Consider the following 13,362-nt stretch of genomic DNA (forward strand, 5'->3'; position numbering starts at 1 on the left):
ATGGACCGGGACAGGCTCGCCCAGGCGCTGATGGCCACGTTCCTCGAGGAGCTCGAGGAGCATGTGGCCGCGCTCAACCGGGACCTGCTCGCGCTGGAGAAGGCGCCCTCCCCCGCGCACTTCGCCGAGCGGATGACGGCGCTGCTGCGCACGGTGCACAGCGTGAAGGGGGCCTCGCGGGCGGTGAGCGTGGGCGTCATCGAGACGGCCTGCCACTGGTTGGAAGAGGTGCTGATGGCGGTGCAGCGGCTGGGCCACGCCAGCCCGGAGCTGATGGAGCTGTGCTTCACCGCCGCGGATGCGCTGGACGACGCGGGGCGGAGGCTGGCCCAGAAGCAGGACATGAAGGGCTCGCCCCTGGAGGCCCTGCTGCCCCGGTTGGAGGAAGCGGCGCGAGCACCCGGGTCCCCGCCGGCGCGCGCCCCCGTGCCCGAGACACCACCCCCGGCGCCCCCGGAGAGCGCCGCCCCCGCGACCGAGGGGCTGCCGGTGCGCGTGTCCGCGCAGAAGCTGGACGCCTTGCTGAGCCGCAGTGGCGAGCTGCGCGTGGCGGGCCTGCGCCTGGAGTCACGGGTGGAGATGATGGAGGCGGTGCGCGAGGAGTTGCACCAACTCCGCCTCCAGCTGAGGGGCGCGGACGAAGCGGCGGCGCGGCGGCTGGAGAAGCGGTTGGCGCAGCTCGGCCGGGCCCTCGCGGTGGATGGGCGGGCGTTGCTGCAAGCCACGGGCGGCCTGGACGAGGAGGTGCGGCGTGCGCGCACGCTTCCCTTCGCCGAGGCCTGCGCGGGGCTGGAGCGCAACGCGAGAGACCTGGCGCACGCCTCGGGCAAGCAGGTGCGGCTGGAGGTGCATGGCGGCGCGCTGGAGCTGGACCGCTCGCTGCTCCAGGGACTGCGCGAGCCACTGCTGCATCTGGTGCGCAACGCGGTGGCCCACGGCGTGGAGACGCCGGCGGCACGGCGCTCCGCGGGCAAGCCCGAGGAAGGCCGGGTGACGCTGACGGCGCGGCTGCGCGGGGGCCGGGTGCAGGTGGTGGTGGAGGATGATGGGCGGGGGCTGGACCTGGACACCATCCGCGAGCGGGCACGGGCCCTGGGACTGACGGTGCTGGAGGACGCCGGAGACGCGCGGCTCATCTTCATGTCCGGCCTGTCCACGGCCGAGTCGGTGACGGCCGTGTCCGGCCGGGGCGTGGGGCTGGACGTGGTGCGCTCGCAGGTGGAGGCGCTGCGAGGCAGCGTGGACGTGGCCTTCGAGCCGGGCCAGGGCACGCGCTTCATCCTGGACGTGCCCCTCACGCTCAGCACGCTGCGGGTGCTGCTGGTGACGGCGGGCGGGCAGACCTTCGCGGTGGCGGGCGAGAGCGTGGAGCGCCTGCTGCGCCTGGAGCCCGGGGAGGTGCGGGTGGTGGAGGGCCGGCAGCTCTGGGTGGCGCCCCGAGCGCTGGTGCCTCTGGCCACGCTGACGACGGTGCTCGGCCTGCCCGCCAGTGCCCCGCGCCCACGTCCCGGCGCCATGGTGCTGGCCTCGGGCGAGCTGCGCGCCGTGCTGGTGGTGGAGGAGGTGCTGGCCGAGCAGGAGGTGCTCATCCGGGGCCTCGGCCCGCGCATCCGCCGAGCGCGTCACGTCTCGGGCATGGCGGTGCTGCCGGACGGACGCATGGCCCCGCTGCTCAACGCCCCATCCCTGGTGCGCGCCGCCGAGGGCCGCACCGCTCCCGCCGGCCTCTTCCCCTCGCCCGTGGAGAAGAAGGTCCGCAAGCGCGTGCTCCTCGTGGACGACTCGATGACCACCCGCGCCCTGGAGCAGAGCATCCTCGAGGCGGCCGGCTACGACGTGCTGGCGTGCGTGGACGGACAGGAGGGCTGGGAGCGGCTGCAGGCGGAGGGGGCCGACGCCGTCGTCTCGGACGTGGAGATGCCGCGCATGGACGGCTTCGCCCTCACCGAGGCGGTGCGGGGCTCGCCGCGCTTCGGCCGGCTGCCCGTGGTCCTCGTCACCGCACGCTCCAAGCCCGAGGACAAAGCGCGTGGACTCCAGGTGGGTGCCAGCGCCTACCTGGTGAAGAGCGCGTTCGACCAGACCCACCTGCTGGAGACCCTGAGACACCTCCTATGAAGCCCGACAAGCTCCGCGTCCTCGTCGCCGAAGACTCCCCCACCGCCCGGCGCTTGCTGGTGGAAATCCTACGCGCGGACCCCTCCTTCGAGGTGGTGGGCGAGGCGAAGGACGGCGTGGAGGCGCTGGAGCTCACGCGCCGCCTGCGGCCGGACCTCGTCACCATGGACATCCAGATGCCGAACATGGATGGCCTGGAGGCCACGCGGCGCATCATGACGGAGGTGCCCACGCCGGTGGTGGTGGTGTCCACGCTGGTGGAGCGCGACATCCAGACGTCCATGGCCGCGCTGCGCTCGGGGGCGCTGGCGGTGCTGCAGAAGCTGGTGGGCCCCCACGCGCCGGACTTCGAGGACGAGGCACGCCGGCTGCGCGACACGGTGAAGGCCATGGCCGAGGTGAAGGTCATCCGGCACTGGCCCACGCGCGACGAGGCCCCCGTGGCGAAGCCTCCGCTGGTGCCAGCGCGCCGGAACAAGCCCCTGCTGCTCACCATCGCCGCCTCCACGGGAGGCCCCGCGGCGCTGCACCGCATCCTCTCGGAGCTGCCCGCCCACTTCCCGCTGCCCATCCTCGTGGTGCAGCACATCGCCCTGGGCTTCGCCAAGGGACTGGCCACGTGGCTGGACAGCGTGTGCCCGCTGGAGGTGAAGGTGGCCGAGGACGGCGAGGCGCTGCGCCCGGGTGTCGTCTACATCGCCCCGGATGATCGGCACCTCGGGGTGCGGGCGGACAGGCGCGTGGAGGTGTCGAACGCCTCCCCGGTCGGCGGCTTCCGGCCGTCGGGGACGTGGCTCTTCCGCTCGGCGACCCGGGTCTTTGGCGCCTGTACGGCCGCCGCTGTCCTCACGGGGATGGGACAGGACGGTCTGGAGGGTTTGCGGGAAGTGCGCGAAGCGGGAGGGTGGGTCATGGCCCAGGACGAGGCGACGAGCATCGTCTACGGCATGCCCGGGGTGGCGGTGGCGGCGGGCGTCGCCGACGAGGTGCTGCCGTTGAGTGACTTCTCCCGGCGTTTCCGGGAGCTCGCCGGGATGGAGTCCGAGCGGGCATGAGAGGAGCGTGAGTGGCGTGTATTCGCATCACCTATCTTTGGAGAGACAACCGCCGGGGCGACCGCCCGCCCGGCTGGACGAAGCCCGGGTGGCGTGAAATGAAGAGGAGCCCCCCCGCGCCCGTTGTGGCGACACCATGAGCCTGCCCCTGTCCGGATTCGAGATGGCCTTCAAGGCCCTGCCGGAGCCGACCTACCTGTTGGACGAGGCGGGAAGAGTGCTGGCATGCAGCGCGGTGGGCGCGAGGGTGTTGGGGATGCCCGAGGAGCTGCTCGCCGGACAGAGCTGGGCCCGGCTGGCGCTCGGGGCCGAGGAGATGGCCCTGCTGGATTCCGGGCGGGGAGTGGCGTTGGCCACCGGGGCGCCACACTCGGTGGAGGCCACGTGGCCCAGTGAGAGGGGCACCCGCCTCCATTCCTTCTGCTTCACCCCGGTGCGGGACGGACAAGGCGCGCCGCAACTGCTGGTGACGGTGCGGCCGCTCACGGAGGCGGAGGCTGTCTTCTCGCGCGCCCTGGCCGTGGAGCAGGCCTCGCGCGCCGAGGTGGAGGCCGCCGAGCGCCGCCAGTCCTTCCTCTACCAGGCGATGACGACGCTCTTCGCCCACCCGCCGGATCCGCAGGGCATGTACACGCTGCTGGCACACCTGGCGGTGCCGGACCTGGCGGACTGGTGCCTGGTGGACGCGGTGGAGCAGGGCCCGTTCGTGTCGCGCGTGGCGGTGGCCCACCTGGACCCGACCCAGGCCGAGCAGGCGCGCGCCCTGACGAGACGCTTCGAGCGGCGCGAGGCCCCGGTGGGCGTGCTCCGGGTGCTGCACACGGGCGAGCCGGAGCTGGTGCCGGCGGTGACGGACTCACTGCTGCGCGCGGCGGCCTCCGAGCCCGAGCACCCGGCACTGCTCAGCCTGCTGCAGGCGCGCTCGTACATGATTGTCCCCTTGAAGGCGCGGGGGCACACGCTGGGGGCGGTGACGTTCGTCTCGAGTGCCTCGGGGCGGCGCTACGGCCCGAACGACCTGGCGCTGGCGGAGGACCTGTGTGTGCGGGCGAGCCTGGCCATCGACAACGCGCGGCTCTTCGGCGAGTCGAGGCGGGCCACGCGGGCGCGCGAGGATCTGCTGGCGGTGGTGTCACACGACTTGAAGAACCCGCTGGGGGTGGTGCAGCTGGCCTCGGCGCTGTTGCTGAGGGGCTGGCAGGGGAAGCCGGGCGGCGAGCAGGTGCGCAAACAGGCGGGCCGCATCCAGGCGGCGGCGGAGCGGATGGGACGGCTCATCTCGGACCTGCTGGACTGGGGCCGGATCGAAGCAGGTGGACTGCCACTGGAGCCCTCGGAGCAGGAGGTGTCGTCGCTGCTGACGGAGGCGCTGGAGAGCGTGCGCCCGCTGGCGGAGGCGCGAGGACTGCGGGTGGCGGCGGAGCTGCCCGACGAGGACGTACGGGTGGATTGCGACCGGACGCGAGTGCTGCAGGTGCTGGGCAACCTGCTGGGCAACGCGGTGAAGTTCACGCCGGATGGCGGACAGCTGACGGTGGGAGCGCGGGTGCACCGGGGCGAGCTGCACCTGTGGGTGCGGGACACGGGCGCGGGCATCCGGCCCGAGGCCCTGCCGCACGTCTTCGAGCGTTACTGGCAGGCGAAGGACGCGGAGAGCCGGGGCACGGGCCTGGGGCTGACCATCGCCAAGGGCATCGTGGAGGCGCACGGGGGCCGCATCTGGGCGCAGAGCGAGTGGGGCAAGGGCAGCACCTTCACCTTCACGCTGCCACTGGCCGGTGAGAACGCCGAGAACGACACCCACCCCTCCAGGTAGCGCCTCCACCGCCCCCGGCCTGTGGGCCTATACGCCCACAGGCTCCTGGTGCCTCACCGTGCGAACGAGCACGAAGGAGCCGGTGGGCCCGAGCGAGATGACATACGTCTCGTGCTCCACCTCGACGAAGGAGCCGTAGGCGGCCTCGGGCCGGCCCTCCAACCAACCCAGGGCCTCGGCCATGGAGGGGAAGGTCTGGACGGGAGCGGACGAGCCACCCGCGGCCTCGCGAGCCTCGAGCCAGCCGCGGAAGTCCTTGAGCTCCTCGCGTGAGTGGAGGAAGAGGAGGGCACGGGCCGCGAGCGCGATGGCGGCATACTCCTCGGATTCGGAAGCATGGGAGCGAGACGCGGAGGCGAGCGCCCGCAACGTCTGCTGTAGACCGGCCTCCGAGGAGAACTCGTCCATGGTGCGACTCCCTCTGCCACGCGGGCGGTGATCACTACCAATGGGTCGGGGGGGACGCGGAGGCAAGTCCCGGAACGGGGCGCTCCCCTGGCACGCCCCACTCCGTGCGGGAAACCCGACACTGGGGCGCGGGAGGAGATACCTGCTTGCCCCGGGAAGTAGCCCACCCCACGTTTGGAGCGCCCTGCTCCCACCCGCCTGCCCCTTTCCGTCCGAACGGAGGGAGAGCCATGGCCTCGGGAACAGATATCCTCACCACACCAGCGGCCGCCCGGCCCGCGCCCACCCGGCGCCCGGAGGGCCGGAAGATGGTGTGCTGGTTTGATCCGCTCGTGCTCGCCAAGGCGGGCGTGAGGTCCATCATCTCGACGACGATCGGGGAGCAGGCGGATCGCCGGCTGCTCGACGCGCTGGCGACGCCGAAGGTGGAGCCGAGCGACTTCTCAGTGGACGAGGCGGGCCGGCCGCGCGAGGAGCTCTGGTTCGACTTCGTGGCGGACCTGGGGGACGGCTGGGACTCCACGTATGCCATTGCACAGACCGTCTCGAGGCCCACGCTGTCCCTGAAGGACGAGACGGGGACGACCTACGACACACAGGGGGGTGAGGTGCTCGTCTTCGGAGGGGACGAGGTGTACCCCGAGGCGAGCGTGAGCGAGTACCAGGAGCGCACCATACGGCCCTGGGAGTCGGCGATGCGAGGGCAGCGGCCGGCGCCGCACCTGTTCGCAATCCCTGGCAACCACGACTGGTACGATGGGCTGGTGTCCTTCATGCGGCTGTTCTGTCAGGGCCGCACGCCCGCGAGCTGGCGGACGCACCAGCGGCGCAGCTACTTCGCGGTGAAACTACCGCACGGGTGGTGGCTGCTCGGCACGGACATGCAGCTCGAGTCGGACATCGACGAGCCACAGGTGCAGTACTTCCAGGAGCTGGCGAAGCACATGCGGGACGATGACCGCGTCATCCTGGTCCTGGCCGAACCCGCGTGGCTGCTGGCTCGGGTGCGCGCTCCGGGCGAGCGCACGTACCTGGACAACAACCTCGACTTCCTCGAGGAGCAGGTGCTCGGCAAGAAGGTGAGCGTGTTCCTCACGGGGGACATCCACCACTACCGGCGGCACTCCAATCCGGAGGGACGGCAGAAGATCATCGCGGGTGGGGGCGGCGCCTTCATGCATCCGACACACGCGCCCCGCCAGGAGGGCCCGCTGCCCGGGGACTTCACGGCACGCAAGATGTTCCCTACGGCCGAGGAGTCGAAACGGCTGAGCTGGGGCACGTTGGGGTTCCTGGGGCACAACCCGACCTTCGGCATCTTCACGGGGCTCCTCTACCTGCTGCTGACGTGGATGCAGGTGGCCGACCTGCGCGAGGGCACCACGGTGACCTGGAAGCTGTCGCGCGTGCTGAGCGCGGCGATCGTCAACCCGGGGGTGTTGATCGTCTCGACGCTCCTGGTGCTGGGATTGATTGGCCTCGCGGACGCCCGCTTCGGCAAGGGACGGTGGCTCGCGGGGCTGCTGCACGGATTGGCACACCTGGCCGCATCGCTCCTGGTCTTCTGGGTAGCCTTCGCCCTCACGGGTTCCTTCCTGAGACTCGGGAGCGTCCCGCAGGAACTGCTCGGGGCGGTGCTCGTCTTCGCGGGGGGATTCCTGCTTGGACCGACGCTCTTCGGGCTGTACCTGCTCATCTCGCTCAATGGCTTCGGAGCGCACGCGAACGAGGCGTTCTCGGCCCTGGCCATTCCGGACTGGAAGAACTTCCTCCGGCTGAAGATCGATCGGGACGGGAGTCTGTGGATCTACCCGATTGGTATCCGGAGGGTGCCACGCGCGTGGAAGCCCGGGGAGACGGTGCGTGAGCCGGAGTGGGTGGCCGATGACAAGAACGCCACGCCTCCGGAGCTCATCGAGCCGCCCATCGTCATCGGCGCGGCGCGGCCCGTGTCCACCCGAGTGGCGGGACTGAGCTCACCGGAGTACGCGGGGCCCGCGCCGTCTTGATCAGCCGTCATTCCGAGGGAGGAGACCCGCGCGAGCGGCCTTCTCCCTCGCGTCGTCCACGGCGTTCAGGATGCGGGAGGACGCTGGGAAGACCCGCTCCGCCAACTCACCGAGCTTCAGGGCCTTCTGCAGCGTGTCCTTCGTTCTCTCGGTGCTCCAGAAGTCGATGAGTCCGGCCCAGGAATTCTCGAGCGCGTGCAAAGCACTCGCGGCGCTCTCCTCGAAGAGCGTCTCCGCCAACTCGGGCGAGTTGCGAAAGACATACATGAAATGGGCGAGCTCCAGCAGCGCCGGAGCACCCCGGCCCGAGGCCTGGACGGCCTGCTCCAACAACCGCTGGATCTCCGCAAGCGCTTCTTCAGAACCAACCCCTGGCTCATCGGTCAGCCGCAACAGCCGCGAGAGTTCCAACAGATTGGGGGTGAAAGCGGGACATTCCCGGACCAAAGCCCGGAGTTGCTGAAGCTGCTCCGGACTCGCCGCGTTGGAGGAACCCGCCTCACGGGCTTCCCGCATCCTGACCATCAGCTCGTCGAGACTGGGATGTGCCATCAAAACCTCAGAGCTTCTCCATGAGCCGCGCCTGCTCTTTGATGAGCTTGGCGGCCTCCCTCAGATGGACCTATCTCCCGGAAGCAGAAACAGGCCGCCCAGGTTAACGCCACCCACCCGCCCTCTCCCAACGGAAGCGGAAGCGCGCCTGGAGAGAAACCACGTCCTCCGGGTTCCGGCCGCCGGTGCGCCCGGCTATCGTGTGGGCGCCCATGCGCTCCCTCCTGCTCGCCATCCTCGCGCTCGCCGTGGCCTTGCCCGCTCGCGCGCAAACGACCGGCGGTGACTCGCTCCTCCCCACCGCTCCGACACGCGCCCTGCCCGACTCGGAGCTGCACGTGGACCTCGGCGCCCTCACCGGCGGCTACACGCACGGCGACGGCGCCTGGATGGAGCCCTTCGCCTCCCAGGCCGCCTCGGGCCACCTCCTCCTCGGCGGCCTCACCCTCGACGGCGGCGTCCTCTCGCTCGTGCCCCTGCAACGCGGCGGCGCCGGCGCCAGCCTCACCCTCACCGCCCGCGTCGGCTACACCGGCGAGCGCTGGAGCCTCATCGGCGGCCCCGTCTTCGGCATCGCCTGGTCCGCCCAGCCCGCCCTCCAGGTGCTCCCCTCGCTCAAGGCCCTCTACCGCGTGGGCCCCGTGGATCTGCACGCCGGCGTGTTGGATGTACATGGCCTCGTCCCCGCCCACGTCGGCGCTTCCTGGAAGGGCCTCGGCCTCGCCTACGTCCTTCCCCTCGGTGCCCGCGCCTGGGCGAACATCCCCCTCACCTCCTCCCTGGGCCTGCGCGTGGAGGGCTTCGCCTTCCGCCTCGGCATCGCCCAGTCCGCGATGCTCACCGTGGGCCTCACCGCCCGCCCCTCCCCTGGAACCCGGCCATGAGCCTCCGCCCCCTCTTCCTCGGCCTCGCCCTGCTCGCGGGTTGCAGCGAGCGGCCCTCCTTCGACCCGGCGAAGGTGAACGCCGCGCCCATCGGCAAGGGCCTGCCCCGCGACTTCCTCCTCGGCACCTCCACCGCCGCCCATCAAGTCGAGGGCGCCAACGAGAACGACTGGACGGACTGGGAGCGCGGCAACTACCCGGACGGCACGCCCCACATCGCGGACCACAGCGTGTCTGGCCCCGCCACGGACTCGTGGAACCGCTTCGACGAGGACGTGGCGCTGATGAAGCAGTTGGGCTCCAACGCCTACCGCTTCGGCGTCGAGTGGAGCCGCCTGGAGCCCACACCGGGCGCGTGGAACACCGAGGCCGCCGAGCGCTATCGCCAGTGGGCCCACACACTGCGCGCGCAGGGCATTGAACCGATGGTGACGCTCTACCACTTCACCCTGCCCAAGTGGGTGTCCGAGTCCGGCGGCTGGGAGAACCCCGCCAACATCGAGGCCTTCGAGCGCTTCTCGGGCCGAGTGGCCGAGCTGCTCGGCGCCGACGTGGACTGGTGGTGCACCATCAACGAGCCCAACGTGTACGCGGTGTTCGGCTACATGGACGGCGTGTGGCCTCCGGGCAAGAAGGACACCGTGGCCACGGCCGAGGTGATGGCCAACCTCCTGGACGCCCATGCCCGCGCCGCGCGCCAGCTGCGCATCCACGACACGTGGGACGCGGATGGGGATGGCAAGGCCACGCTCATCGGCATCGCCCACCACGTGCGCGTCTTCCAGCCCGCCAGCGGCTCCACCACGGACGTCGCCGTGGCCGGCCTCACCGACGACTTCTTCAACGAGAGCATCCCCAAGGCCCTGCGCACCGGCCACATCTCGCTCTTCGTGCCTGGCTCCGTGGCCCTCGAGCGCGACGTGCCGGACCTGAAGGGATCCATCGATTACTTCGGCATCAATTACTACACGAGGGATCACCTCCGGCAGGACCTGTCGCCCTCCTTTTCCCACAAGTACGTACCCACGGGACATGACACCAACGACCTGGGCTGGGAGCTCTATCCCGAGGGCCTCTACCTCTTCCTCAAGAGGTACGCGGCCTTTGGCCTGCCGCTGGTGGTGACGGAGAATGGCCTGGATGACCGGAGCGGGGAACGCCGTCCCTACTACCTGCGCAGCCACCTGTACGCGGTGGAGCAGGCGGTGGCGGAGGGAGCACCCGTCAGGGGGTATTTCCACTGGAGTCTGATCGACAACTTCGAATGGTCGGATGGGTACGAGCCGCGCTTCGGACTGTTCCGCGTGGACCGGAGCAGCGCGGAGTTGACGCGGCGAGCTACGCCCGCGGTGGAAACCTTCCGCGAGGCCGCGCGCAACCTGGGGTTGACACCCACTCCCTGATGGCGGGAGAGCGAAATTCCCAGTAAGAACGAGGAGACAGGAGCGACACCATGGGCGTGATCCAGTTCATCGACGAGTTCCGCGCGCTCCATACGAAAGCGCGGCAGGGAAAGCTGGGAGAGACGGAGCGGCCCGCCTACCTGGCGGCGCGCGAGCAGTTCGCGCGGGCGCTGCTCAACGCCCAGGGCCTGATGCTGGACGGAGCCGAGGCCCGGCGGCACTACCGCGTGGCGCACCAGCTGCCGGTGGAGCTGCAGATGGCGTACGGCAACGTGTGGACGAACACGCTGGACATCTCGGCGGGTGGCTTCTCGGTGATGCTGCCGCACGCGGTGGACGTGAAGGAGAGGCCGAGCGCGCTGTTGTACCTGCCGGACGGTTCGACGCTGGCGGGCCGGGTGAGGGTGGTGTCGCAGTTCCAGAGGGCGGACAAGCACCGCGCCTCGTTCGCCTTCCTGGACCTGACCGAGCGGGAGTCCGAGCTGCTGGAGGGCTTTCTGATCGACTTCGCGCTCGAGCGGGTCGGCATCACCCCTCCGTGAAGGCCCACGGCATGGGTTGAGAGCGGACGCCACGGGGAGTGGTGATGAGCGCCAATCTGTGGGTGGAGAACTTCCGGGCGCTCCATGCGCGAGCTCGCAAGGGGCAGCTGCCGGAGGAGGAGAAGCGGCGTTACATGGCCGCGCGGGAGCAGTTTGCGCGAGCGCTGACGGCGGCCCAGGGAATGAGCCTTCCGCCGAGCCAGTCCGCGCGCCGGACGTTCCGGATCGCCCAGGGGCTGCAGGTGGACTTGAGCTTCGCCACGGGGCCCATCCGAGCCATGACGTTGGATGTGTCGGTGGGGGGCTTCTCGGTGATGATGCACAAGCCGCCCGTCGAGTCCGAGGAACCGGGCTTCACGCTGCGCCTGCCGGGCAACCTGGAGCCGGTGAAGGGGCGGGTGAAGATGGTGTCGGTGCAGCGCAAGATTGGGACGCACCGAGTCTCGTTCGCCATCCAGGGCCTGTCGGACAAGGACGCGGAGCGGCTGGAGACGGCGCTGTTCGACCTGGCGCTGGAGCGCATCAAGTAGTCGGTTCGGCGAATCCATTCCCTGAGCCCATGGACCTGACAGCAGAGCAGTTGCTCTCCATTGCGAAGAACTACTGGCGCTCGGACAGGTATCAACACATCACCCAGGAGCAGGGCCCCGAGGGCTACAGGCTCGAAGAGCGCTGGGATGAAAAGCTACAGAAGGTCGACCGCTGGCATGCGTTCCTGACCGACCTCAAGCAGGAGCTTCCCGGCTTCACCATTGGAGATGGCACCGCGACCCCTGACGCCTGCTTCCGGTGTGTCGCCTATCCCGTCAAGGGCCGGCCTCTGCCGCCATTCGACTGGGTCGTCGTGGGTTGCATCAGCATCCTCGCGCCCATCTACATGATGTATGGAATCGAATTCGAGCGTGCCGGCAAGGTGCGGCTCAGCTCCACGGTCAGCTTCGAGCCGCTTCCCCCCCAGATGAGACACCCCGCCGATGTCATCGCCAGGAAGATCGAGGCCACGTTCGGCGTCACCGCGCTTCCGCGAGAGCTCGCCGAAACCCCCGTCCCGCTCGTCGTGGAATGGAAGGAGCCGCCAGAAACGACCCTCTTCCATGCGCTCTTCTCGAACCAACCCGAAAGCGTGCCTTGAAATCCCCAGGCGCTCGAATCAAGGAGCGGCCTGACCCGCTGCCGTGGGAGCCCTCGCGCAGTAGATGTTGGGCGCCACGCAGCGGGCGGGCTCGGCGCTGCCGGTGAGACTCTCGGCGTGCCCGAGGAAGAGGTAGCCCGTGGGCGGCAGCCGCCGCAACAACCCGCTCAAGGCCTGCGCCCGGGCCTCCGCCCCGAAGTAGATGAGCACGTTGCGGCAGAAGACGAGCTCGAACGGCCCTGCGGGCCAACTGCGCTCGTCGCTCAGGTTGACTCGCGCGAAACGCAACACCGAGCGCAGCTCCGCTCCCGCCTTCATCCACCCCTCCTGGCTGCGCACCCCCTTGAGCATGAAGGTCCGCAGCATCGGCCGCGGGATGCTCACCGCCTTCTCCAACGGCCACATCCCCTGCCTCGCCCGTTCCAGCGCCCAGGTGGACAGGTCCGTCGCCAGCACTTCCAGCTCCCATCCCGAGCCCGGTGGAAAATGAGAGAGCAACGCCATCGCCAGGGAGTAGGGCTCCTCCCCCGTCGAGCACCCCGCGCTCCACACCCGCACCCGCCTCGCCATCTGCCCCTGAGCCACGCGCCGCATCCACTCGGGGAAGACTCGCTGGCGTAGGAACTCGAAGTGCTCCGGCTCGCGGAAGAAGTGCGTCTCGTTGGTGCAGAGGCAGTCCAGCATCCGCACCCGCTCCGCCTCGTTGCCTCGCGCGATGACGAACCGGTAGTAGGCACCAAACGACGTCAGCCCCAGCGCGCGCACCCGCCGCGACAGGCGCCCCACCAGCAGCGCCTGCTTCGATGGACCCAGGTGGATGCCTGCCTCCCGCTCCACCAGCGCCTGGAAGAGAATGAACTCCCGCTCCGTCAACGGGAGCGGACCTACGCCCGGCAGCGAGACCTCCTCCGAGGATCCTTCTGCCCTCATGCGCCCCCACCGGCCGTGGCGCCGACCAGCCCCAACAACTCCTCCGCGGACAACAGCCGATCCAGATCCAGCAAGAGGATGAAGCGTTGCTCCTGCCGGCCCATGCCTCGCAGATAGTCCACGGGCGTGCGCGTGCCGAAGGAAGGCGGCGGCTCGATGTCATCCGCTCCCAGGTCGAGCACCTCGCTGACCGAGTCCGCCAGCAACCCCAGCGTGGTGCGCTCACCCTCCAGCAACGCCTCCACGATGACGAAGCACGTCCACCGGGTGATGGGACGCGGGCCCAGTCCCATCTTCACCGCCAGGTCCACCACTGGCACCACCCGGCCTCTCAGGTTGATGACGCCCAGCATCGCCGGAGGCATGCCTGGCACCCGTGTGATGGGGACGTGCTCGATGATCTCCCGGATGCGGAGCAGTTCGATGGCATAGGTCTCGCCGGCCAGCGAGAAACCCAGGTACTGCGCCGGACGGGCGACCTCGGAGGGGGCATTCGTGATCGTGCTCATGGGG

Annotated in this window: 13 protein-coding genes; 9 read left to right on the forward strand and 4 right to left on the reverse strand. The window is 69.9% G+C overall.

Features of this window, described 5'->3' with window-relative positions; all coding sequences use genetic code 11:
- From DAT35_RS14440 to DAT35_RS14450, 3 genes are all read left to right on the forward strand, one after another.
- Positions 1 to 2,118, forward strand: coding sequence for a response regulator (locus tag DAT35_RS14440; protein ID WP_108067568.1), 2,118 nt, complete (start codon positions 1 to 3; stop codon positions 2,116 to 2,118).
- Complete coding sequence (gene cheB, locus DAT35_RS14445) at positions 2,115 to 3,173, forward strand: chemotaxis-specific protein-glutamate methyltransferase CheB (protein WP_108067569.1); 1,059 nt, start codon at positions 2,115 to 2,117, stop codon at positions 3,171 to 3,173. The genes DAT35_RS14440 and cheB overlap by 4 nt, the downstream gene beginning before the upstream one ends.
- 136 nt (positions 3,174 to 3,309) lie before the next feature.
- Positions 3,310 to 4,989, forward strand: coding sequence for an ATP-binding protein (locus DAT35_RS14450; RefSeq protein WP_108067570.1), 1,680 nt, complete (start codon positions 3,310 to 3,312; stop codon positions 4,987 to 4,989).
- Positions 4,990 to 5,016: 27 nt separating this feature from the next.
- On the opposite strand, the gene DAT35_RS14455 is transcribed toward DAT35_RS14450, so the two are convergent.
- Positions 5,017 to 5,397, reverse strand: a complete 381-nt coding sequence (locus tag DAT35_RS14455) for a hypothetical protein (RefSeq protein ID WP_108067571.1) — start codon at positions 5,395 to 5,397, stop codon at positions 5,017 to 5,019.
- 230 nt (positions 5,398 to 5,627) lie between these two features.
- Here DAT35_RS14455 and DAT35_RS14460 point away from each other — a divergent pair, with 230 nt between their 5' ends.
- Positions 5,628 to 7,406 carry a metallophosphoesterase gene (locus tag DAT35_RS14460; protein WP_233261478.1) on the forward strand — a complete coding sequence of 593 codons (1,779 nt, stop codon included), beginning with the start codon at positions 5,628 to 5,630 and terminating at the stop codon, positions 7,404 to 7,406.
- Here the strand turns inward: DAT35_RS14460 and DAT35_RS14465 are convergent, their stop codons facing one another.
- Complete coding sequence (locus DAT35_RS14465) at positions 7,407 to 7,958, reverse strand: hypothetical protein (protein WP_108067573.1); 552 nt, start codon at positions 7,956 to 7,958, stop codon at positions 7,407 to 7,409.
- A gap of 212 nt (positions 7,959 to 8,170) precedes the next feature.
- On the opposite strand from DAT35_RS14465, the gene DAT35_RS14470 reads away from it, so the two are divergent.
- Genes DAT35_RS14470 through DAT35_RS14490 form a run of 5 tightly spaced genes read left to right on the forward strand, consistent with a single transcriptional unit; the run spans position 8,171 to position 11,919 of the window.
- Positions 8,171 to 8,842 carry a hypothetical protein gene (locus DAT35_RS14470; protein ID WP_108067887.1) on the forward strand — a complete coding sequence of 224 codons (672 nt, stop codon included), beginning with the start codon at positions 8,171 to 8,173 and terminating at the stop codon, positions 8,840 to 8,842.
- Positions 8,839 to 10,245, forward strand: coding sequence for a glycoside hydrolase family 1 protein (locus DAT35_RS14475; protein WP_108067574.1), 1,407 nt, complete (start codon positions 8,839 to 8,841; stop codon positions 10,243 to 10,245). The genes DAT35_RS14470 and DAT35_RS14475 overlap by 4 nt, the downstream gene beginning before the upstream one ends.
- Positions 10,246 to 10,295: 50 nt before the next feature.
- Positions 10,296 to 10,787: a PilZ domain-containing protein gene (locus DAT35_RS14480; protein WP_108067575.1), complete on the forward strand. Its 492-nt coding sequence runs from the start codon at positions 10,296 to 10,298 to the stop codon at positions 10,785 to 10,787.
- A 44-nt stretch (positions 10,788 to 10,831) separates the two neighbouring features.
- Positions 10,832 to 11,317: a PilZ domain-containing protein gene (locus DAT35_RS14485; protein WP_108067576.1), complete on the forward strand. Its 486-nt coding sequence runs from the start codon at positions 10,832 to 10,834 to the stop codon at positions 11,315 to 11,317.
- A gap of 29 nt (positions 11,318 to 11,346) precedes the next feature.
- Positions 11,347 to 11,919 carry a hypothetical protein gene (locus DAT35_RS14490; protein WP_108067577.1) on the forward strand — a complete coding sequence of 191 codons (573 nt, stop codon included), beginning with the start codon at positions 11,347 to 11,349 and terminating at the stop codon, positions 11,917 to 11,919.
- A gap of 18 nt (positions 11,920 to 11,937) precedes the next feature.
- On the opposite strand, the gene DAT35_RS14495 is transcribed toward DAT35_RS14490, so the two are convergent.
- On the reverse strand, positions 11,938 to 12,849 hold the full coding sequence (locus tag DAT35_RS14495) for a protein-glutamate O-methyltransferase CheR (RefSeq protein WP_199242887.1): 912 nt from the start codon (positions 12,847 to 12,849) through the stop codon (positions 11,938 to 11,940).
- Positions 12,846 to 13,358, reverse strand: a complete 513-nt coding sequence (locus DAT35_RS14500; RefSeq protein ID WP_108067578.1) for a chemotaxis protein CheW — start codon at positions 13,356 to 13,358, stop codon at positions 12,846 to 12,848. Before DAT35_RS14500 ends, DAT35_RS14495 begins: the two co-directional genes overlap by 4 nt.
- Between the last annotated feature and the right edge of the window lie 4 nt (positions 13,359 to 13,362).

This window comes from Vitiosangium sp. GDMCC 1.1324 (assembly GCF_003044305.1).
In the GTDB taxonomy this organism is placed as follows: Bacteria; Myxococcota; Myxococcia; order Myxococcales; family Myxococcaceae; genus Archangium.

Coding starts and splice junctions, on each gene's coding strand:
- DAT35_RS14440 (WP_108067568.1), top strand. CDS start 1: ATGGACCGGGACAGGCTCGCCCAGGCGCTGATGGCCACGTTCCTCGAG.
- cheB (WP_108067569.1), top strand. CDS start 2,115: ATGAAGCCCGACAAGCTCCGCGTCCTCGTCGCCGAAGACTCCCCCACC.
- DAT35_RS14450 (WP_108067570.1), top strand. CDS start 3,310: ATGAGCCTGCCCCTGTCCGGATTCGAGATGGCCTTCAAGGCCCTGCCG.
- DAT35_RS14455 (WP_108067571.1), bottom strand. CDS start 5,397: ATGGACGAGTTCTCCTCGGAGGCCGGTCTACAGCAGACGTTGCGGGCG.
- DAT35_RS14460 (WP_233261478.1), top strand. CDS start 5,628: ATGGCCTCGGGAACAGATATCCTCACCACACCAGCGGCCGCCCGGCCC.
- DAT35_RS14465 (WP_108067573.1), bottom strand. CDS start 7,958: ATGGCACATCCCAGTCTCGACGAGCTGATGGTCAGGATGCGGGAAGCC.
- DAT35_RS14470 (WP_108067887.1), top strand. CDS start 8,171: ATGCGCTCCCTCCTGCTCGCCATCCTCGCGCTCGCCGTGGCCTTGCCC.
- DAT35_RS14475 (WP_108067574.1), top strand. CDS start 8,839: ATGAGCCTCCGCCCCCTCTTCCTCGGCCTCGCCCTGCTCGCGGGTTGC.
- DAT35_RS14480 (WP_108067575.1), top strand. CDS start 10,296: ATGGGCGTGATCCAGTTCATCGACGAGTTCCGCGCGCTCCATACGAAA.
- DAT35_RS14485 (WP_108067576.1), top strand. CDS start 10,832: ATGAGCGCCAATCTGTGGGTGGAGAACTTCCGGGCGCTCCATGCGCGA.
- DAT35_RS14490 (WP_108067577.1), top strand. CDS start 11,347: ATGGACCTGACAGCAGAGCAGTTGCTCTCCATTGCGAAGAACTACTGG.
- DAT35_RS14495 (WP_199242887.1), bottom strand. CDS start 12,849: ATGAGGGCAGAAGGATCCTCGGAGGAGGTCTCGCTGCCGGGCGTAGGT.
- DAT35_RS14500 (WP_108067578.1), bottom strand. CDS start 13,358: ATGAGCACGATCACGAATGCCCCCTCCGAGGTCGCCCGTCCGGCGCAG.